The organism is Clostridiales bacterium, from assembly GCA_017961515.1.
GTDB lineage: Bacteria > Bacillota > Clostridia > Acetivibrionales > RGIG10202 > RGIG10202.
Map to the genome: position 1 here is coordinate 45396 of JAGCXC010000028.1, position 23315 is coordinate 68710.

The 23315-nt window shown below is 31.0% G+C and carries 16 protein-coding genes; 12 read left to right on the forward strand and 4 right to left on the reverse strand.

Annotated elements, in window-relative coordinates:
* Nucleotides 1–12: 12 nt before the first annotated feature.
* Together J6Y29_01840 and J6Y29_01845 are read right to left on the reverse strand one after the other, a co-directional pair.
* Nucleotides 13–2034: an AAA family ATPase gene (locus J6Y29_01840; protein MBP5426632.1), complete on the reverse strand. Its 2022-nt coding sequence runs from the start codon at nucleotides 2032–2034 to the stop codon at nucleotides 13–15.
* A 12-nt stretch (nucleotides 2035–2046) separates the two neighbouring features.
* Nucleotides 2047–3189, reverse strand: a complete 1143-nt coding sequence (locus J6Y29_01845; protein MBP5426633.1) for a metallophosphoesterase — start codon at nucleotides 3187–3189, stop codon at nucleotides 2047–2049.
* Nucleotides 3190–3313: 124 nt separating this feature from the next.
* On the opposite strand from J6Y29_01845, the gene ypeB reads away from it, so the two are divergent.
* A complete protein-coding gene (gene ypeB, locus J6Y29_01850; GenBank protein ID MBP5426634.1) occupies nucleotides 3314–4627 on the forward strand; it encodes a germination protein YpeB in 1314 nt (437 codons plus the stop codon).
* A 280-nt stretch (nucleotides 4628–4907) separates the two neighbouring features.
* Nucleotides 4908–5846 (forward strand): magnesium transporter CorA family protein, encoded by a 939-nt coding sequence (locus J6Y29_01855; protein MBP5426635.1) that lies wholly within the window; start codon nucleotides 4908–4910, stop codon nucleotides 5844–5846.
* A 287-nt stretch (nucleotides 5847–6133) separates the two neighbouring features.
* Here the strand turns inward: J6Y29_01855 and J6Y29_01860 are convergent, their stop codons facing one another.
* Nucleotides 6134–6775: a LexA family transcriptional regulator gene (locus J6Y29_01860; GenBank protein MBP5426636.1), complete on the reverse strand. Its 642-nt coding sequence runs from the start codon at nucleotides 6773–6775 to the stop codon at nucleotides 6134–6136.
* A gap of 496 nt (nucleotides 6776–7271) precedes the next feature.
* Here J6Y29_01860 and J6Y29_01865 point away from each other — a divergent pair, with 496 nt between their 5' ends.
* From J6Y29_01865 to glgP, 6 genes are all read left to right on the forward strand, one after another.
* Nucleotides 7272–7934, forward strand: a complete 663-nt coding sequence (locus tag J6Y29_01865; protein MBP5426637.1) for a YdcF family protein — start codon at nucleotides 7272–7274, stop codon at nucleotides 7932–7934.
* 325 nt (nucleotides 7935–8259) lie between these two features.
* Nucleotides 8260–9513: an extracellular solute-binding protein gene (locus J6Y29_01870; GenBank protein ID MBP5426638.1), complete on the forward strand. Its 1254-nt coding sequence runs from the start codon at nucleotides 8260–8262 to the stop codon at nucleotides 9511–9513.
* Between the two features lie 90 nt (nucleotides 9514–9603).
* Nucleotides 9604–10482: a sugar ABC transporter permease gene (locus J6Y29_01875; protein ID MBP5426639.1), complete on the forward strand. Its 879-nt coding sequence runs from the start codon at nucleotides 9604–9606 to the stop codon at nucleotides 10480–10482.
* A gap of 2 nt (nucleotides 10483–10484) precedes the next feature.
* Nucleotides 10485–11336 (forward strand): ABC transporter permease subunit, encoded by an 852-nt coding sequence (locus J6Y29_01880; protein ID MBP5426640.1) that lies wholly within the window; start codon nucleotides 10485–10487, stop codon nucleotides 11334–11336.
* Nucleotides 11337–11367: 31 nt separating this feature from the next.
* On the forward strand, nucleotides 11368–13386 hold the full coding sequence (locus J6Y29_01885) for an alpha amylase (GenBank protein MBP5426641.1): 2019 nt from the start codon (nucleotides 11368–11370) through the stop codon (nucleotides 13384–13386).
* A gap of 361 nt (nucleotides 13387–13747) precedes the next feature.
* Nucleotides 13748–15364, forward strand: coding sequence for an alpha-glucan family phosphorylase (glgP, locus tag J6Y29_01890; GenBank protein ID MBP5426642.1), 1617 nt, complete (start codon nucleotides 13748–13750; stop codon nucleotides 15362–15364).
* Between the two features lie 186 nt (nucleotides 15365–15550).
* Here glgP and J6Y29_01895 read toward each other — a convergent pair whose 3' ends face one another.
* A complete protein-coding gene (locus J6Y29_01895; GenBank protein MBP5426643.1) occupies nucleotides 15551–15898 on the reverse strand; it encodes a type II toxin-antitoxin system PemK/MazF family toxin in 348 nt (115 codons plus the stop codon).
* 214 nt (nucleotides 15899–16112) lie between these two features.
* Here J6Y29_01895 and J6Y29_01900 point away from each other — a divergent pair, with 214 nt between their 5' ends.
* The 4 genes from J6Y29_01900 (at nucleotide 16113) to J6Y29_01915 (ending at nucleotide 23226) form a co-directional block, all read left to right on the forward strand.
* Nucleotides 16113–16892 (forward strand): site-2 protease family protein, encoded by a 780-nt coding sequence (locus J6Y29_01900; GenBank protein ID MBP5426644.1) that lies wholly within the window; start codon nucleotides 16113–16115, stop codon nucleotides 16890–16892.
* Between the two features lie 63 nt (nucleotides 16893–16955).
* Complete coding sequence (locus tag J6Y29_01905) at nucleotides 16956–17465, forward strand: PRC-barrel domain-containing protein (protein ID MBP5426645.1); 510 nt, start codon at nucleotides 16956–16958, stop codon at nucleotides 17463–17465.
* Between the two features lie 165 nt (nucleotides 17466–17630).
* Nucleotides 17631–18665: a 3-dehydroquinate synthase gene (aroB, locus tag J6Y29_01910; protein ID MBP5426646.1), complete on the forward strand. Its 1035-nt coding sequence runs from the start codon at nucleotides 17631–17633 to the stop codon at nucleotides 18663–18665.
* A gap of 31 nt (nucleotides 18666–18696) precedes the next feature.
* The gene (locus J6Y29_01915; GenBank protein MBP5426647.1) at nucleotides 18697–23226 is read left to right on the forward strand and encodes an ankyrin repeat domain-containing protein; all 4530 of its coding nucleotides are present in this window, start codon (nucleotides 18697–18699) and stop codon (nucleotides 23224–23226) included.
* The last annotated feature ends 89 nt before the right edge of the window (nucleotides 23227–23315 follow it).

The window sequence follows — 23315 nt, forward strand, 5'->3', positions numbered from 1 at the left end:
CTTAGGACGATATTAATCGAGTTTTATTATGTTTAGTGAATTACCAAATGTATCTTGTAGCATCTCTAACTCTCTATGTTTACAAGTAAATAGGATAATTTGATGTTTTAGTGATAACTCTTTTAAGTAATCGATAGTAAGTTTGGTACGAGTATCATCGTACCAAGCAAAAATCTCATCAAATATCAAAGGCAACGATTCAGATGTACTTTCAGAAATTACATCACAAAGACCTATACGTAAAGCTAAATAAATTTGATCTACTGTACCGCCGCTTAGATATTGCGGTGAAACTATGTACATAGAATCTACATGTTTTGCATTTATGTCAAATGAGTTGTTGCAAGAAAGCTTAGTGTATTTTTGATTGGTGATTTTACCAAGTATGTCAGAAAGCTTTCTGTTTAAAGTGGGAATGAAACTATTACTAAGCTCATTGTTGGCTTCTTCAAGTGTATCTAACGCTATTTTAATAGCAAGTTTTTTCCCTTCCAAAGAAGATTTTTCTTCTTCACAAGACGTGATCTTTTGGCCTAGCTCAGATAGGTCTTTATTAAATGTTGATATATTAAACTTAGTTTTTAAATTATTTATAATGTCAGCAGTCAATTTACGATAATCGTTTATGCTTTCATTAACGGACTTAATTCGTTCCTCACAGTTGATAATAGACTGTTTGGATGAAGTGTAGAGGGTATGAGTTGAATCATACTTAGATTTTAGAGCAACAAATTCTTCTATAGACGAAGTATTAGCTCGACTGATAGTTGAAGTTATTACTTCATTTAGATCAATAATTTCTCTTTCACATCCAGATTTGCGACTTTCTAAATATTCTTTATTTGCGGTAAATTTAAATTTCTCAGCACTATATTTTTTGTTTGAAAATGAGAATAACGAGAAAGAAGCAACCGCAGGTCCTATAAGCCAATATTTTTTGAAAGTAATTGTGGTAGTTACAAAAAATATAAACAAAATAAGAAACAAAAATCTAGAAACCGAACTAGGTTTTGTAAGTTTTGCAAGTTCTAAAGAGAATTCTTCCGATTTGTTACGAAGATCTAAGATTCTCTTTTTTGAAGATAATAAATCATCAACAGTACCTTGAGAAAAACGTCTAAATATTTTATGAAGATTTAATGTATCTTGGTAATCTATGAGCATCTGTTTGTAAGTAGCCAATTGCTTTTCTAACCCATCAGCAACATTTTTTAGTTCGTTTAATTTGTTATCGTATTCTTCCATAGATGTCATATATTCATGTAGTTCATTTTTTAAATCTTCATTATCCTCACAAGAATCGATTAGAATAGACAAATCATTTTTTTGGAAATTAGGATTTTGAAGTATATTACTAAATTTCAAAAAATAATCTCTTTTTGCTTCAAGTGACCTTTTCTCATCATAGAGTTCGGATAATTTATTCTCTACAATGTTTATAGGACTTTTTTTAGTTCTATCTGTACCAACAGAAGTTTTTAGAGTATTCATTAAGGCTTCTCTAGCACTTTCATACGACATAACATCCAGTGAATCACTGCTGTGATCGGAAAGATCATCAATTATGCGTTTTCCGTTTGCCCCAGGTATAAAAACCTTGGATTGACCAATAAAGCATGTTTCTTCAAAAGACGATAAACCAAGACCTAGATGTTCTTTTGCAAACTGTAATCCAGTAATTTTGTCTTTATCAAACTGTGATGATACATCAGTTAGGTTAGAGTCATAGAGCTTTGCAGTGTTGTTATCAAAATTACGTTCAATTATATACTCATTAAGATTATCCAAGGAATAAGTTAAAGTTCCTTCATATGGAGAATTATCAATAGGTTTATATTTCTCCATGTTTGATAAATTGTTTTTTGTATTTCTTTCTTTAGATTTAATGGAAAAAAACATAGCTTTAATAAAAGTTTGAAGAGTGGATTTACCGGCCTCATTGTTGCCAAACACGACATTTATTTTATCATCAAACTCCAAAGAAAGATTATTTAATTTACCAAATCCGTGTATATCAATTTTTTTTATTCTCATACTAAGCATCTCCTATATATCAACATCGTTATTATCAATAGCACTGATACCGTAATGTAAAGAAGAAAAAAGAATCTTCTTTTGTGCTTCATCTTCTGTAGCTGCGATTTTTTCTAGTAACTTAGATACAAATAACCCGCGAAGCCCAGGCTCTTTAGCCAAGGATTCCCAATCGTAATCAGGTGTAGTCGCATCAACAAAATTAAAATAGAAAAATTCATAAAAAAGAGAATTATATATATATCCTGAATCTAGTGCTACATCGCGAGGAACAAATCCAAGAAGCTTAAGTTGCATCAGTGTAGCCTTGGGATTCTCGAGTGTAGGCAGGATAGAATTCTTTATTTTGTCTATTACAAACATATCGTTGTCTATAAATGGTAAGTTTAGTTCAATATTTTTGTAGTACGATACGTTGGTTGGTATAAATTTCGCATCTACTTTAAGAGATGATGTTTTATCTATCGTTACAAGGAATACGCCATGTTCACCTTCTTCATCAAAACCTAAGGGATCCGGGCTACCAGGATTGTACACATTACCACTTATAAATTTATTGTGAAAATGACCAATACCTATGTAATCCATATTTAGTTCCTCAAGATATGGCATGTAGAGTGGATTGTATTTAGTTTCAGCAAATTCCATATTAAATGTTCCGTGAGTTAATAAAATATTTATACCCTTATTGTTTAATGGATCAAAGTTAGGTACCGTACTTTCAGATTCTTCAAAATCACAAAAACTAGATCCGTATATATATGTATCAAATTCATCTATATATGCATAGCTTATATGTTTTTTAAATACAACAACATTTTCTTCCCAGTCGTAACTTGCATAATGTGAGTTATTTATAAAAGGATCATGATTACCACAGACTAAAAATATTTTCGCATTGGGTAACTTTTTAAAACCTTCGTTAATAAAATTTATGGTTGACATAGTAACATATTTATGTTCAAATAAGTCCCCACATACGAACAAACAATTCACTTCCTCACGTACGGCAATATCGATAATATTTGAAAAGACATCCTTTAGTGCCTGATTTCTAGTCTCGGCCAAAGTACTAGGCAACGAAGAGAATGGACAATCTAAATGAATGTCTGCACAATGCAAAAATTTAATTTTTCTTACTACTTTTGTATCCATTAAAAAAATCACTCCTTTTAGGTTTACAACAATAATTATAATATGAAATGGAAGTATAGACAAGTATAATTTTTGTGCAAATGGCACAAAATAACAGTTATCAATTGCATGGAGGTAGGTTTACATGAACAAAAAAATTATAGCAACATTAGCTATTTTTATAGCTTTATTGTCGGGAGTTTTAGTGTATGAGTATAGGGATATAAAAAAATTGAGAGGCGAATTGAATAATAATTATAATAGGGCATTTTACGATATGATGGGTTACGTGGATAACATAAAGACTATAATGACAAAGGCAGTGGTTTTTAAAACATGTCCTAAAAGCTCGAATTTTTTGGAGGAGATATGGCATAAAGCTAATATGGCACAGGAAAATTTAAATATGATACCCATAGAGGAAGCAACATTAAAAAAAACGTCAAAGTATTTAAATCAGGTGGGGGATTTTGCATATTCTTTGAACAAGCAAAGTCTTAATAAAAAAGATTTAACACAAGATCAACAAAAAACATTACAGAAATTAAAAACATATTCAGAGGTATTGATGCACTCTTTAAAGGAGATGGAGCAAGATATAAATGATGGGAAATTTCGATGGAGTAATTTACGAAGATTGAATAAGAATGTTCCAGCAGTTGATTATTTGGGCGATATACAAAAGAATTTTCAAGATTATCCAACCTTAATATATGATGGACCGTTTTCTGATCATGTGGACAATATAAAGCCAAAGGGTTTAGTCGGAAAGAAAATTTCAAAAGATAGGGCAAGAGATGTTGTAAAAAAATTTTTGGGTGATAAAGCCAAGGATATTAAATACGTTGGCACAACAAAGGGATGGGTTGAAACATATAATTTTGAATTACATTCTCCAAATGATGAGATAACGTATGTGGACGTTACGAAAGTTGGTGGTAAAATATATTCAATGATTAGCAATAGAAGTATACGTAAAGCTAAGCTAAATATAGATGAAGCCAAAGAAAAGGCTGAAACTTTTTTAAAAAAAAGAGGTTATAAAGATATGGTTGACACTTACTATATAAATGAAGATAATGTCGCAACAATAAATTATGCATTCAAAAAAGATGATGTAATATGCTATCCTGATTTAATTAAGGTGAAAGTAGCATTGGATACAGGTGATGTGGTTGGTTTTGAGGCAGGAGGATATATCGCATCACATATGGATAGGAATATAAAGGAAAGTAAAATTAAACTAGAGGAGGCTCGAGAAAAAATAAATGAGGATGTGAAAATTTTGAATAGCAAAAGAGCAATAATTCCTACTGAATTAAAAACAGAGGTGTTAACATATGAGTTTTTGGGAAAATTGGGAGAAAATGATTTTTTAGTGTACATAAACACTGAAACTGGAGAGGTTGAAAATGTGTTGATGATAATAGATACACCAAATGGAGTGCTAACAATGTAACCATTGCAAGTTTAAGAGAAAAAGAATGCCTAATAGATGAAAAAAAGCAGACATTCTTTTTTTTAGGCCATGAATTTTTATCTAACATTTAGCGAGAGTAATCTTAATTTATGTCCATAAAATTAAAAAAAAAGTAGTAATAAAAAATGGCGAGAATTTTCTTAAACTCTATAGTGATGGGATGAATTTCCCAAAAAGTTAGTCTTTACACAATAAGCGAAAACGTATATAATAGTCTTTATGGAGTAAAAAAATGAATGCAAAAGGAAGTGATCAAAAAATGATGGAATTTTTTATTACAAGGTCTGTAGGAGATTCGCTTAAGAAGATTGATGTACTAGAAAAAAAAGCTTGGATAAATTTAATAGATCCTACAGAGGAAGAACTAAACTACTTACAGGAGACCCTAAATATTCTTCCTAATTTTTTGCGGGACCCTTTGGATGAAGAAGAACGTCCAAGAATAGACATTGAGGATGATCAAAAGTTAATTATTGTAGATATACCCATAGTATACGATACAGAGGAAGCTCTAAGGTTTGAGACAATACCGCTTGGTATATTGGTGTTAGATGAGCATATATTGACTATATGCCTTAAAGAGAGTCCAATAATAGAGGATTTTAAAAATAGAAAAGTGCGTGATTTGTATACATTTATGAAAACAAGATTTACATTGCAAATTTTGCAAAGTGTGGCATCGGCTTATTTGAAAGATCTAAAACATATAGATAAAAAGACGGAAGCAATAGAAAAAAGTTTACATAAATCAACAGGTAATGAAGAGGTGTTTAAACAGCTAGAGTTAGAAAAAGGGCTAGTATTTTTTAGGACATCTCTAAAGTCAAATGAGATAGTTATGGAGAAATTATTGCGATGGAAACATCTTCGTATGTACGAAGAGGATCAGGATTTGTTAGAAGATGTAATTATAGAGAATAAACAGGCGATAGAGATGGCCAATATATATAGTTCTATATTAAACAGTATGATGAATGCGTTTGCATCTATAATATCAAATAATTTGAATATAGTTATGAAGTTTTTGACTGCAGTTACTATAGTTTTATCTATACCGACTATGATATATAGTATGTACGGAATGAATGTTACGCTTCCACTACAGTATAATAGTATGGGATTTACATACGTAATTATAATATCTATTGTCACTGCGCTTATAACGGCGAGATGGTTAGTAAAGAAGGGTATGTTTTAAAAAAAATATAAAATTGAATAATAATACACTAAAAACTTTTGGTGATGTGGTAAATTACCATGTTTTGATTTGTTTTTTGTCGGTATGGTAAAAAAACTGAGGGGCACGAAAAATTGGTTTGCTCGTGCTTTAAATGTGTTTGTGCTAACGAACGAGAAATTTCTACCTTCTTAGGTTATGAAAATATATCAATAAATGGTCAATAAAATTTTGATTGACCATTTGTTTGTCTAAAAAAAGACCCAACAATAGATATACTATCGCTGAGTATCCTAATTGTACAAAAATTAAAACAATTGAATTTTAGAAATAAGTTTTCCAATTACAACAACCTCATCTCTATCAAATACTTCCTTGTTAAGTAAGTTGCTGTCAGCCTTCAAAATAACCTTACTTTCATCATCTGGACAATCAAAATAATATCTTAGTAAAAGATGATTGTCGTAGAAAACTAAAACAATGTCTTTATTTTGAAATTTGTTTGTAGAGTGTATTAACAAAGTATCACCATACTGCAAATGACTTTTTGTTAGACTATTATCTGGACAGTCTAAAAAGAAACTTTCACTTGCGACATCACCAAAAATATCAGCAGAAACAGGATGATATGCAACTATATTGTAAATAGTTAAAAAATCATCTATATTTCTCTTATTGATACGTCTTAATTCAGGTACATATATAACTCTTAGATACATTGAGTTAGACTCAACTAACTTAATAGAACGAGCCACACCTAATTCCTTTTTTATAACGCCCTTATCTGCTAAGCGATTAATTATACCTTGCACGGCACCAGGAGTTTTCTCCCCTAAAATTTCCCCCAATTCCCTAACAGTTGGTGGGATCTTGTTTTCAGCTATAAAAGCTTCTATGGCCAAGTACGCCTCTTTTTGTTTTGCTGTTAAAGTAGTTAATTTATCATTCATACAAGATGCCTTCCTTTATAAAAATATTTACACTACTTAAGAATCTAAGTAAGATAGTGCTTAATTTCCTGCAATAAATGTCAAAAAAATCCATATAAAATATGAAAGATATGAAATTTAGACTATTTTTTGCTTTCTTGAGTTATTATATCAGTGCTTGTAGAATTTGTCAATAGTATAAACAATTGAATTGAAAAAAAGTATGTTTTTTACTGGTATTTAACAGCTATAAATAGATTTTAGTAAAAAAATAAAAAAATATAAAAAATAACATAAAAAAGAAAAGCAGAAAATAATTTTAATGATAATAATCATAATAGACAAAATTAAAACATATTTAATCGATATTTTTTGAAAATTTCCCTGAAAAATAGTATAGATCCCAATAAGTTGAAATTATCAGTATATTAGTGTATAATGACAGAAATGAAAATAAACAGTAGGTTAACAAAGGAATAAGGTGGACTTCATTGTGGGAAAGAAAGGAAAGGTTTTTATGAAGAAAGTTATGAAATTTGGAGTAATAGTTATGATAATTGTAATATTGGGACTTCCAGTTATGTTAAATTCATATGTTAAAAATTCTACGGAACAACAAATTATTAACAGTAACGATTATTCCAATTTAAAGGATATTGATTGTATTGTTGTTTTGGGGGCAGGAGTATGGGGAGATTATCCAAGTCCAATATTAGAAGACAGATTATTAAAGGGAATAGAATTATATAAAAAAAATGTGTCACCTAAAATGATAATGAGTGGGGATCATAAAAATCCGGAATACGATGAAGTAAATATAATGAAAAATTTTGCTATAGGAAAAGGAGTTTTGTCAGAAGATATATTTATGGATCATGCAGGTTTTTCTTCTTATGAAAGTATATATAGAGCGAAAGAAGTGTTCAAAGCAAAGAAAATAGTGATAGTAACGCAAAAATATCATTTATACAGAGCTCTATATATAGCAAACAGTTTGGGAGTAGAGGCGTATGGAGTTGATGCGGATTCAAGACAATATTTTGGAGACGTTTATAGAGAGTTAAGAGAAGTATTGGCAAGAAATAAGGATTTTGTAAAGTGTGTTTTTAAGCCAAAATCTATATACATAGGAGATATTACACCAGTGAGTGGGAATGGAGATATTACCAATGATAGATAGTTTTTTTCATGGTAGATAAATAATTTTTGCAAAAAGAATAATTGAATAAGACTATAAAAAAAGTTTTCTACTACTTAGTGAAAATATATAAAAAAATATACAAAAAAAATTAAAATTAATATTGAATTTTAGTGTAAAATGTAATAGAATGAACAGGACGTCATATTAAAATATTGTAATTTAAGTATATTTTAGTATGTATAGGCAAGTTAAAACATAATATGCAGGGTGAACAAATTCTAGAAAACGAAGGAATTCTTAAGGATTTGATAAATAACAGAACCCCAAAAGTCTTAACTTATTTTTATAGAAGGAGGAAGCAGTGATGATCAGAAAAATTATGAACAAAGTAGGTTTGCCTTTATTGGTGATATCACTTATAGCTGGAGTGGGAGTCTTGACAGTAGGTTGCGGAAATTCGAAGGTTAATAAGAAGGTTGAGATTACATTTTGGGAGGAGGATGATCCAGGGAATGTAGATAAAGTATGGGATGAAATAATAAAAGATTTCGAATCCAAAAATGAAAATATAAAAGTGGCTAGGTCACATATGACAATAGAGTCACTAAGGCAGAATTATCAGAATGCCGTTATAGGAGGGGGCGGTCCTTCTATAGTAGCGGGTCCAGATGATAATATTGGAATTTTTGGTGTAGCGAAAACAGCAGCTGATTTGGATAAGGTGTTTTCAAAAGACTTTTTAGAAAAAATAGACACTAAGCTGTTAGATGGTGCAAGGTTGAATGGAACGTTATATGGAATACCTTACATAACAGGAAATACAGTGGCGTTGCTTTATAATAAAGACATAGTAAAAGAAGCGCCAAAGACAATGAGTGAGCTAGTAGATAAAGCTAAAGCTTTTTCAGATGGAAAAGATAAGTTTGGTTTGGTTTTTGATATGACTGCTCCATATAATTACATTGGGTTCTTAGGGGCATTTGGTGGATCAGTATTTGATAAAGATAACAATATTACATTGAATACATCAGAGATGAAAGAAACAGTTGAGTATTTATATGCATTAAAGAGTGAGCATAAAATAATGCCAAGCGAGTGTGCGTATGATCAAGCAAGCAATTTATTCAAAACAGGAAATGCTGCATTTATAATAAATGGACCTTGGGCATTTGAAGAATATAAAAATGCGGGTATAAATTTAGGTATTACATGTATACCAAAAGTAGATAACAAGGATTATCCAACACCTTATGTAGCGTCTAAGGTACTTATGCTTAATAAGCACTTAACAGGAGAAAAATTAGATGCGGCAAGGAAGTTTGTGGAGTTTGTTTGTGATAAGGAAAATCAGTTAAAGTTTGTGCCAGTACTAAATGAATTACCAACTAATATAGAAGCAATAAAAGATTTGGAAAATTCATCAAATGCTGAGTTGATGCAATTAAAGGTTCAAATTGATAAATGTGTTCCTATGCCAATAATAACTAAGATGAGAGCAGTTTGGGATGGAATGACACCTACATTCCAAAAAGTTTGGTCAGGTAAGATTAGTTCAGTTGCGGCAATTAAAGAGATGCAAAAAACTGCAGAAGATAAGGCTCGTGCCTTGGGAGAGTAATAACTAAAATTCAAATTAAAACTAAGTGTGGAGAGTTTGGCCACACTTAGTTTTAACAAAGATGAAGACAAAAAAAGGAGGCTTTAGATTGTGATAGGTAGAAGTAAGATGCAACCATATTTATTGATGATACCTGCATTGTTAGTTTTACTAGTGATGATAGGTTATCCGCTGGTTTATGGAGTGGGTATATCATTAACAAATATGAATCTTGTAAATTTGATGCAAAGGCCTAATTTTAATGGTTTAGCGAACTATAAGGCGGTTTTAGCCGATGTGACCTTGTATAAGGATTTTATAAGGACAATAGTTTGGACCGTTGTAAATTTGTTTTTTTCAGTATCAATAGGGTTATTTCTAGCACTTGTATTAAATAGGAAACTTCCAGGGAAGAATTTTTTTAGAGTAATGCTTATGGTTCCTTGGGCAATACCACAATACATAGCAGTTTTAACATGGAAGAATATGTTTATGGCTCAATATGGAGCGATTTCGATATTCTTAGAAAGAATAGGGATAATAATTCCTTGGTTATCAGAGCCAAGATGGACATTTATCGCGGCGATAATTACAAATATTTGGTTAGGATTTCCTTTTATGATGGCTATATCACTAGGAGGATTACAGAGTATTCCAGCGGAAATATATGAGGCAGCAGAGTTAGACGGTGTTAATGCGTGGAATAAATTAAAAAACATTACTTTGCCGCTATTGAAGCCGGTATTAGTTCCTTCCATTATATTAAGTACAATGTGGACTTTTAATATGGTAAATGTAATATTTATCATGACCGCTGGTATAGAAAATGCTGAAACTGAAATATTAGTATCTAGAGTTTATAGGGAAGCATTTAATTATTATAACTATGGATCAGCAGCGGCAAAATCAGTTGTTATATTCTTGTTTTTAGCATTATTTTCATCGGTATTTATAAAGGCAAATAATGGAGGAAAAGGGGTTGAAGATTAAAAATGAGAAGTGAATATTTTAATAGAAATGACAAATTAGGTAAGATAGTGTTTTTTTATGCCATATTGATATTTATGTGTTTTATATCTTTATACCCTTTAATGAATATTTTATCAGTGGCATTAAGGCCTGGAAGTATGTTGTATTCTAAGAGTTTGAGGATAATACCAGATAATGCAACATTAGAGAATTTTAGAATAATATTATTTGAAAGAGATTTTTTTAATTGGTTGAAAAACAGTTTATTAGTTTCATTAGCTGCGACTATTATTACTATATTGCTGTCAGTTACAGCAGCTTATGCATTTTCGAGGTATAAATTTAAGGGAAAAGGAGTGTTATTAACATCATTTTTGATAACACAGATATTTCCTGCGCCTATGTTGCTATTGCCAACATTTATACTACTTATAAATTTGCATTTTATAGGTCATCTTTGGTCGCTGGTAATCCCTTACGTTGCGACAGCAGTTCCTTTTTGTGTTTGGACGCTAAAAGGATTTTTTGATACAGTACCTATATCAATTGAAGAGAGTGCGTATGTAGATGGAGCCAATTTAAGACAAATATTTTTTAGAATAATAGTACCATTGTCGTTGCCAGCAATAGGGGTTGCAGCATTATTCGCATTTACTAATGCATGGAATGAGTATATTGTAGCGAGAGTAGTTTTAACGACTGATTCTATGTATACATTGCCAATAGCACTTACTAATTTATCAGGGCAATTTAATACAGACTGGGGAGTTTTTGCTGCAGCAAGTTTAGTAACAGCGGTACCAGTTATTATTGTATTTATATCATTGTCTAAATTTATGATAAGTGGGTTGACATTGGGTGGAGTTAAAGGTTAGACAGTAGAACTTAGGAGGAGACAGAAGAGAAGTGGAAAATTTACTTGCCATACTAGATAAGTTGAAAAGTAGGAAACGAGGTTTTAAAAGAGATTATTATATTCCAAGAGATTGGAACGTATTGGGGTATAATAAATTTAAGACAGCCAAGAATGCAGAAAATGAGATAATAGTTAATCCATATGACTTTATGATATATACAATTGAGCAGGGTATATTAAGCAATGCAAATAAGAAAAAAAGATATGATAAAGCATTGGATGTTAATGCAAAGAATTCAGTTAATGTGTTTGAGAGTACAGTATATAGTATGCTTCCTAGAATGTTTACGGCATGGGATCATTACAAAAGTGGAGAAGTTTTGCAAGGATCTTTTGTAAAGTCTTTATGTTTGCTTCCATACTTGAAGCAATATAATATAGATATAATATATTTGTTACCTGTATTTGAGTACAGTAATCAGTATAAAAGAGGGGAGATAGGAAGTCCATATTCGATAAAAAATATATATAAGCTTGATGAAAACTTGCATGAGGAATTGTTAGGTCAGGATAAAGAAATGCTAGGAGTAGAATTTAAAGCTTTCGTTGAAGCTTGTCATATCATGGGTATAAGGGTTATGGTAGACTTCGTATTTAGAACAGTTGCAAGGGATAATGATTTGATAGTAGAGCATCCGGATTGGTTTTATTGGATAGATTTAAAGTATAAGGATACATTTAGTATATTTAAGATACCTAGTTTAGACCAAAAAGTTGATGTATCGGAAAAAACAGTGCATGATTTATATAAAACGCCTGATCTTAAAAATTATTTGAAACAGTTTAGAATGTGTCCTAAAGATGAAGACCCTTACAAATGGGAGCAATTGATAGAGAGGCATAATAATACAGGTGAAAACATATTGGATTTAATAGAAAGTTATTTTCATTTAACCACAGCTCCGGCTTTTTCAGATACACTAAATGATATTCAGCCAGCGTGGTCAGACGTTACATATATAAAATTTTTTAGAGATAGAAATGAGGTATCGAAAAAATACGTGAGTGATGATGTTCCGCCTTATATATTGCAAGATGGAGCAAAGCTTAGCGTGTTCCCGGCAAAAGATAAAATAAAAGAGTTGTGGGAATATGTTTTGGATGTGATACCGTTTTACCAAAATGAGTATATGATAGACGGAGCAAGAATTGATATGGGCCATGCACTACCAAGGGATTTGAATGAAAAGTTAGTAGCATTGGCAAAGAAGAACAATAAAAACTTTATACTTTGGTCGGAAGAGTTTGATCCTAAAAAGTCTAAACAAGCAAAAGATGCAGGATTTCATTTTATTAGTGGAAGCTTGTGGTCGGTGTATAAGGAAGTACAAGATGCAGGGTTTAATAGAGCTTTATTATTAGATAGCCTTATGTCGTCAGAGCTTCCTGTTGCAGCAGCAGTAGATACTCCAGATACACCAAGGGCTGCAACTATACATTATGACAAAACAGAATTGGAATTGATAGTGTTTTTGAATAGTTTTGTTCCAAATTCTGTGCCATTTATTACGAATGGTAGTGAATGTATGGAAATACAACCAATGAACATGGGGCTAGGGAATACACCTTCAGGCCAGTATGTGTTACCCAAAAAGGATCCTATGTATGGAAAGCTTGCATTCTTTGACAAGTATAGTATACATTGGGGGACTAGCCAAGCTAAATGGATGTCAGAGATTATGAAAAAAACAGCAGAGCTAAGGAAGAAATATATGAGTATATTATCTAAAAAAGAAAATTTTATTGTGCAAGAGGAAATGCAAAAACACTATGACTTCATATTTTTTGCATACTATGATAAGAAGAAAAGTAAAGGTTTATTCTTTTTAGCGAATAGGAAAATGGATCATTGGATTGAAGTTAATATAGGGGAGATATTACCAGTAGATTTGAAACAGAAAAAGATATCTTTAATTTATGCAGGTGGTAATTTGTGTAATGTTCGATATAACCAATCTATAAATAAAGGATTGATGCCTGGAGAGGTTATATTAGGAGTAATAGAATAAAAAAATGTTTGCTAATTTTTATGAAGTGTGGTACAATTTGACTGCGAATTAAATTTGTGGTTAAAAAGGTTTTTTGTTATAAATAACAAAGAAAAGGAAAAATGAAAGTTGACAAATGTAAAAAAGTGCTATAGAATACGGGTTGGTCGTGAAGTACATTTGATTCCGGTTGTAGAGCATATAGCTATTGTCACATTGTGGTAGTAAAGTAAAACAAAAATGGGATACGGTTAATGCATTTATATATATTGTAAGAGGCAATATTGAGTTTTAGAAGTGTATTAATAACTAAAAATTCCATTATAACAGACAATTTAGGCAGTATATTAATTTTAGTGAAGATACGGGGAGGAATTTTTAGATGACAAAGGATCTAAAAAAGACATTAAAAGTAGCATATTTTTGTATGGAGTTTGGTTTACATGAGGATTTCAGAATATATTCTGGAGGGTTAGGAATATTAGCAGGTGACATATTAAAGGCTGCTAAGGATTTAGAAACACAAATGGTAGGCGTAGGTATATTATGGAGACAAGGATATGTAGAACAAACAATTGGTGTAAATGGAAAGACAGTGGATTCTTATCCTGCGTACGAGTACGACTTTTTGAAGGATACAGGTGTCAAGGTAAGTATAAAGATAAGAGAAAGGGATGTAGTTTGTAAAGTTTGGGAATGTACAAAGTATGGAAATGTTCCATTGTACTTGTTAGACACAAACTTGCCAGAGAATTCAGATGCGTTGTTAACAGGTCAATTGTATGGTTGGTTTCAAGAAGAAAGAGTAGCGCAAGAGATGATACTAAGCATAGGAGGAGTTCGTGCGTTAAAGAAACTAGGTATAGATGTAGATATATATCACTTCAATGATAGCCATCCAGTGTTGGCAGGAACTGAGTTAATAAAAGAGTTTATGACAAAAGAAGGAATGTCATTTAAAGAGGCTTGGAATAAAGTGAGGAATAAGATAATATTTACAACACATACACCAGTAGTTGCAGGAAATGAAGTTCATGAGCACAGGGTGTTAAGCTATATGGGGGCATACAACGGCTTAACTTATGAGCAAATGAAAGAATTAGGTGGAGATCCATTTAGTATGACAGTGGCTGGTCTTAGATTATCTAGAAAGGCTAATGGTGTTGCCAAATTACATGGAGAAACAGCTAAGAAGATGTGGAATTACGTAACAGATTCATCTGAAATAATAGCTATAACAAATGGAGTACATAATAAGACATGGCAAGATAAAAGAATAGTAGAGGCATTTAATGCTAATGCTGATTTATGGGCGCCACATATGGAGTTAAAGAGAGAGTTGTTTGAGGAAATCTATAAAAGAAATGGAGTAAGATTAGACGAGAACGTTCTTACAATAGGATTTGCTAGGAGAGCTGCACCATACAAAAGAAGTGATTTGATATTTAGAAATAAAGAGGTTATAAATAAGCTTTTGGATAGCAAAAAATTGCAGATAGTATTTGCAGGAAAAGCGCATCCAAACGACTTAACAGGAAAAGAGATTATAGCGAATTTGTATGCAATGTCTAAAAAGTATCCAGATTCAATAGTTTTCTTACAAAACTATGATATGAAGATAGGAAAGATAATAACAAGAGGTTGCGATATTTGGTTGAATAATCCGATAAGACCTATGGAGGCTAGTGGAACATCAGGAATGAAGGCTGCAATGAATGGAGTATTAAATTGTAGTGTTCTTGATGGTTGGTGGCCAGAAGGATGTGAGCATGGTGTTACAGGATGGCAAATAGGTGGAGGGTATGAAGGCCCAGATGCAGATAAAGTAGATTCAGAATCTTTGTATCAAGTATTATTAAATGAAGTAATACCAACTTATTACGAGAACAAGGCAAAATGGAAAGAAATGATGAGAAACAGTATAGAGATGTCTCATTGGAATTTTTCAGCAGAGAGAATGGTGTCAGATTATTATGACAAAATGTATTCAGAAGAGTAAATAGTGTAGAATAATGATTTATACCAAGCACAAGGGATATTGTACTCTTGTGCTTTTGTGATATAGGAAGATTTTTTATTGAAATTTTGGCAATAAGTCTCCCAGCCGTACGAACGTGAAAATTTGTTGCCTTTATTTATATTAGGACAATTAAAATAAGTATATTAGTAAAAGAGCAAAGTATGTTTAGTTTAGCAAGCCAAAGCTTATGCTTATAGCATTATTTACAGTTTCCATTTCTTGTTCACTTAAGTGGCCTATTTTTTCCATAAGCCGTTGTCTATCTATGGTGCGTATTTGTTCTAATAGTATTACAGAATCTTTAGCTAAGCCGTAATTTTTCCCTGATAGTTCTATATGTGTAGGTAGTTTGGATTTTTCTAATTGTGATGTTATAGCGGCAGCAATTATAGTAGGGCTATATTTGTTGCCAATATCATTTTGTATAATAAGGACAGGTCTGATGCCACCTTGTTCAGATCCAATTACAGGACTTAGATCTGCATAAAAAATATCTCCTCTTTTTATAATCAATTATTTCATCTCCTTAAAAATTGAAAAGGATTTTAAATTTTAGTGTCAAAGTATAATATAACCATTTAGAAGAAATTAAATAAAGCAAATATTTCCAATGGTGATATTTAGTATATTAAAAACAAGATATAAGTTTCCATAAAACATAAATATTTTTTGATAAAAATAGTATACTAATAAAAGGCTGGTGTTTTATTTGTAGAGGTATAAATACATGTTAGTATGTATGTTAGTAAAATGTATGTTAATTATACTTAGTTTTTTGTTACATGAATTAGGACATATAATTGCTATTAAAATTTTTGGAGTTACTTTACGAAAAATAAGATTCGTTGGTGTAGGCGCGAGTATATTAATTGACGAAAGAAGTCTTAATGATAATCAAAAAGCCGTAATATATTTATCAGGGCCATTAATGAATATAATTTTTGCGACAATAGCACATTTAATATCAAGTTCTAACTACATATTATATTTTACAAGAATAAATATATGTATATTTATTGTAAATATATTACCCATTATACCTTTAGATGGAAGTAAAATTATTAAAATTATATTAGAAAGAAAATTAGGCATGAATAAAAGTAAAAGAATGATAATCAGATTATCGAACACATGCATAGTTATTTTGGGTATATTAGGAATAATTCAAATAATAAAACATAAGAATTTCAATATACTAGTTGTTGTTATATATATAAATAACATTATTAGAGAGGAGATTAGGATGTCAAATTTAAAAGGAATGGAGAGGATATTAACTAGGAAGGAACGATTTTTAAAAAAGGGAATTTATCCAGTTAGACACATAGCAGTGTTAAATAATGGATTTGTTAGTGATGTACTAAAAAATTTAGATTTTGATAGTATACACATAATAAATATATTAGACAAAGATTTAAATTTGCTTGCTGTGATTAATGAAGAAAAATTATTAAACAGTTTAATAGAAAAGGGAACAGGTATAACATTTAATGACATCAAAAATTAAGTTTAAGAAATATTAAATTAAGAAATACTATTATTGAAATCAAAGATATGGTGGTGGATATGTGTGATAAAGCAAAGTGAATGTATAGGTTTGCCGATAATTAGTGAAAAAGAAGGAGAGATAGTTGGGCGAGTGCAAGATTTTTTGATTTCAGATAAAGATAAAAGTATCTTTGGGTTCATATTGGAAGGGAATTTATTTTCTGGTGAAAAAATTATTTTGCTGGAAAATGTTTTAAAGATGGGAAAAGATGCGATTGTAGTTGATAACAAAGACGTTGTGAGTAATTTGAAGGTAGATATAAATTATAAAATGAAGGATAAGGAAGTTTATACTAAAGATGGAATAAATTTAGGAATGATAAAGGACATAAGAGTGAATGAAGAAAATGGTGAAATAGAATGTGTAGAAATATCGGATGGCATAATATCAGATATTATTAATGGTCGAAGGGTGTTACCTCTAATAGGAAAAGTTTTATTTTCAGATAATAATATTATCGTGGAAAAGCAAGCATATGAAGAAATAGAATCCAGCAGCAAAGGAATTAATAACTATTTAGGTGCTTTTTAGCTTGACTCACTTTAAAATTATGAAAATGATTTAAAAAAGTGGCTACAGAGATAAATTGCTGTAGCCATTTACTGTTGACAGCATTTTTTCCCCCTTTAAATTTTAGGAAATATGTAGTATAATGACCGTATAATTTGTAAACAGAGTGGAGAAAGAGTGGTTTTAATGAAAAGAGTATTAGTTAATTCAAAAGAGAATCCATATTATATTTATATAAATGACAATTTTGAATATTTTATAAAGTTACTTAAAGAATACAAGTTAAATAAAGTAGTGATTGTGTTTGACTATAATGCATATAAGTTCCATGGGAAACAGTTCATTAAGCTTTTAGAGGAAAATGAGATTTTACAGGAAAAGTATATATTAAAGTCTAATGAGAAGAATAAGAATCTAAATACGGTTTATGATATATATGATTTTTTATATAGAGCCAAAGTCGATCGGAATGCGGTACTTATAGCTTTTGGAGGAGGAATAATTGGAGATATAGTTGGATTTGTAGCAAGTAGTTATAAGAGGGGGATTAGGTTTATACAGGTTCCGACAACATTACTTGCGTGTATAGATAGTAGCATAGGTGGAAAAGTTGCAGTTAATTTTAAGGATATTAAAAATCTAATAGGTGCATTCTATAACCCTTTGTTTGTGTACGAAAATGTAACTTTATTAAACACTTTAGAAAAAAGAGAGTATAATTGTGGTATGGTAGAAATAATAAAGCATGCATTGTTAGCTGATGCAGAGTTTTTTGAGCAAATAGAGAGTGGGAATTGTAAAAGCTTGGAAGAAATGATAAGAAAGAGTGTAGAAATAAAGGCTGAGATAGTGGAAATAGATGAAAAGGAAAACGGATTAAGAGTTATATTAAATTTAGGTCATACTGTTGGGCATGCGATTGAGAGTGTGTCTAAATTTAGAGTATCTCATGGGGAAGCTGTAGCATTGGGTATACTTTATAGTCTTAAGGTATCATGTGAATTGAATAAGATGAGCAAAAAAAATGCAAAACGAATAGAAAAATTATTTAAAGAGATTGGAGTGTTACCTAAAAATCTAAAAGATCTTAGTGCTAGAAAGATAAAAAAATGTATTGAACAAGATAAAAAGATGAAGGATGGAATATTACAATATGTAATTTTGGATGATATAGGTAAATATGAAATATTACATATGGACAAAATGAAGTATTTTTCTTAAAAAAGGTAAAGCAGGGAAGGAGAGAAACAGCGTGTATAAGAAAGATATTAGAGTGGATAAGAGTCAAGATAATAAAATTAAAAATGAATTGAATTTAGAGTGTTATTCATTTTCAAGTGATATGTCTTTTAAGGGTGCAAATAAGTTCTTTAATTTAGAAAAAATGAGTAATAGATTTAGTGGTTTAGTCTCTCCCCCAATGAGTTCTAATAGTGCATCTTATAGAGAAGATTTCTATGATGGATCAATGACGCCGGAAAGTTTTTATGATTCAATTGATGGCGAAAGTGACATTTTTACAGAAGATATAGAATATTTAATTGATGATACTAGTTTTTTAAATGGTGTGGATTTAAATGATGAAGTTTTTATAGAAATTTTTTTAAAGGCAGAGGAAGATCCAATCCTATGCAAAAGTTTTGTAGATAGAATGGGAAAAACTATGTTGATGTACGCTGCACAGCATGATGTTGATTTAAGAGGTACGGGAAAAGATATGAGTCAAAAGGAGATAATTGAATATCTTGTTAACATGTCCCCAGATACGCTATATTACAGGGATATTAATGATAAGTCGGCGCTTACTTATGCAGTAGCATCAGGAGATATGAGAATTGTATGTTGTTTTATAAATCTTATGGAAGAGTATATAAATGATGATATGAAGTGGGAGTTAGAGCAATTTGATAATATGGGAAAGACGTTATTGATGCATGCAGTAGAGTCTGGGAATAAGGAATTAGTAAAATATTTAGTGGAGGAAATGGACGCTAATATAAATAAAACAGACAACAATGGTAAAACTATATTAAGATATGCGCTAGATTTGAAAAATGTAGCTTTACTTAAATATTTTATAGAGGAAAGAAATGCGGATATATATGCAGTAGATAATACTGGAAAGAACTTATTGGAGCATATATTAGACATACATGAGTTGGATTTTATTGGACAACTCATAGGCATAAATGATAAAAAATATAAAAGTATTATACTAGATTATTTAACAAACATACAAAATGTTGAGTTAATAATGGGGTTACTAGATAGGAAAGATAGGAAAGGAAGAAACGTATTATATTATGCAATAGAAAAGAATACCAATATCTTTTATAAAATAGAGGAAAAATGTAAGCTTGTAAATTGTGTTGATTACGATGGTATAACTTTATTGATGTATGCTATAATCAAAGGTAAAAAGGATATTGCACGGTATTTAAAAGAAAATGGTGCTTATGTAAAGTGTGCAGATAGTAAAGGTAAGACAGCTTTAATTTACGCGATAGAAAAAGACAATAAAGAGATTATACATATACTTTCAGAAGGTAAAATTGGGGAATTAAACGATATTGCATATATTAGATATGCGATTGAAACTTGTGATAAAAATCTTTTAGAGTACGTGGTAGATAAAAATGATGAAGATGGTAAAACAGTATTGATGCACGCAGTAGAAATGGGAAATGTAGAGATGGCTAGGTATCTTTTGCAGAGGGACAATGATGTAAGCATCAAAGACAAAGATGGGAAGAATGTATTAATGTATGCGCTTGAGTTGAAAAATTTAAGTGTTATAAATTTGTTCAAGAATAAAGTGGATATGGATGGAAGGAATATATTATATTATGCAGCTCGGTCAAAGGATATGTTGCAAAGGTTAAAAAAAATAATAGATATACGAAGGCAAGATACAAATGGAAATACAGTGCTTACGTATGTTGCAGAACAGGGTATAGATGAGAATATTCCATGGTTACTTAGCCATGGACTAAGTTTTAAAAATGACAACAATGCTACAAAATTTGCAGTTAAGTTATGGAGTGATGCAAAATTAGATAGATTTATAAAAAACATGGATGTGGATAAAGTACTAATGTATGCGTTAGAGTTTGGGAAGAAAAATAGAGTAAAGTATATGATAGATAAAGGTGCGAATCTTAATGCAATTGATGAAGAGGGAAGAACAATGCTTATGTATGCAGCTAAGGCTGGTAATATTGAGTATGTGAAAAAATTAATAGGGATTTATACTAATGCCAAGGATAAAACAGGAAAGACAGCGGTGACGTATGCAATGGAGAGTTTTAATTTTGACATAGCTTCTTATTTGATTGATTATGGAATAGAAATTGGGAATATAACAGCCAAAAAAGAAACAATTTTGATTCGTGCAATAAAAGAGAAAAATTGCAGAATAGTTAATTTGTTGTTGGAGTTGGGTGCAAATGTAAATGAATTTGATTTAAATGGAAAAACAGCGCTTATGCACACAATAGAGCAAAATGATAGAGATATGGTGGAATGTGTTTTAGACAGTATAAAAACATCAGATGAATTATTCCAGGATGGTAAAACGCTTATGTATGCAGTGGGAAATGGAAGTGATGTTGTAGTAAAATATTTGTTAGATCAGGGTGCTTCGATAGATGAAAAAGATGATCGTGGCGTTACAGCGATGGATTATTTGATGTATATAATCTCATCTAACCACAGTAATGTAAAGAATGTGCTCAAACAGTTTGTGAATAAAAAAAATAAATATGGTTTTACTGTATTATCTTACATGGTATCAGATGCAATGGAAGAAGAATCAAAGTATTCTTATATAGAGGAAATAAGATTTTTGTTAGAGAATGGAGCTTTTGCTCGAGAATTAGACTTTAACGGGATATCATTATTAATGTATGCTATAAAAATTGAAGATATGGAACTTGTAGAAGATTTAGTAGAGAATAAAATGCTTGATGTAAATCATGTAGATAATTTCGGAGAAAGTGTGATACAGTATGCTGTTAAATCTGGAGATGCAGAAATGTTTGAATATATAATAGATAAGGGTGCAGTAATAAATGGGGATATATGGGACATGTTGGTGTATGCAGTAAAATCGCCTGGTGATTCTAAAATCGCCCAATATTTAATAAATAATTATGACATAAATCTAAACGAGAGGGATGATGATGGCAATACAATTCTTATGTATGCGTTAGAGACAGGGAAAATTGAATTGGTGTCTGAATTGATAAATAGAGGAGCTTTAGTAACAGTTAGAAATGATAAAGGTGAGAATATTTTGATGTGTGCATCTAAAAGCGGAAGGGTAGATGTAATAAATTACTTAATAAAGAAAGATATAATGCCAAATGTAAACGAGAAAACAAGATATGGAGTTACAGCATTAATGATTGCAGCATCAAAGAGGAATAAACCAATTTGTAGGCGACTATTAGCTTTGGGAGCCAATGTAAGTTGTGTGGATAATGAAGGAAGGGATGCTTTGTTTTATGCAGCATTAGAAGGAAGCAAAAATTTAGTCGAGTACTTTTTGAGGAAGAGAAGAAATAAATTTAAGTATGATAAAAATTATAAAACGTTGTTGATGTACGCGATAGAATCGAATAATAATAGTCTTATTTGGCACCTAATAAAAAGAAAGGAGTCTTTGGTAGCAACAGACATTGAAAAAAGGACAGTATTGATGTATGCCGCTCAAGAAGGTAATGAGAATTTAGTTAAATATTTAGTTGAAAAAGGGTTAAAAGTAAATGTTGAAGATAAAGAGCACAACACAGTATTAATGTATGCTGTTATGTCGGGGAATTTGAGTATGGCAGAGTATCTTGTGTCTAAAGGGGCCAATGTAGATGTTTGTATGGATAGGTTGCAACTAATTGATGAAGCACAAGCAAAAACAAATGATGCATTTTTAAAATCAGTAAATGAAAATAATTTGAATTTGGTGAAGTTTTGGGTTGGTGTATGTGGTGCATGTGTCAATTATTGTAAAGGTACAGAGACGCCATTTATTGTAGCTGTGAAATTAAATAATAATATAATATGTGACTATTTGATATATAATGGGGCAGATATTAATATGCCAGATGATAATGGAAAAAATCCATTGATGTACGCAATAGAGTCAGGTAATGAAAATATGTTTTGGTATCTTATAGATAATGATGCAGATGTAAGCGAAGTTGATGGTAATGAAAAAACGGCGCTTATGTATGCTGCAAGAGCTGGGAAACTTTCTATGGTAAAGTATTTGACTAAAATTTTGGATTTAAATCAAATAGATAAATGTGGACGAACTGAAATAATGTATGCAGCAATGTCTAAAAATGTGGAAGTGATACAGTATCTTTTAGATAGGGGTGCTAGGGTGGATATTGTAGATAATGATGGTTATACATTTTTCACTTATTTAGCAGATGTAGATTTAGAGGATATTGCCTATAATGAGGGTGAGCTTGAAAAAACGATAGTAAAAAAGGTATGGGATGTAAATGTAGAAGTGTTGAATAAACAGGATATATATGGCAAAACAGCACTTATTCATGCAGTGGAATCGGGGAATAAATTTATGGTAAATTTGTTGCTTAGTAAAAATGTGGATATAAGTTTGCGAGATAATACAAAGAGGACGGCAAAAGATCATGCGTATGAGCTAAGATATTTTAGTATGGTTAATTCTTTGAATAATGTGCGTGCTGTGTCATATAATACAATAGATAGAGTATATACTTGTGGAGAAGAGAAAAGTAGAGTTAAGAAATTATAAGTTTATATATATAGGTAAATTAAGCCGCTAAGCTTTAAGTAGCAAGGGCTAGATGTGTTTTTTGTGTTTAAAGTAGCATTTAGAATTAG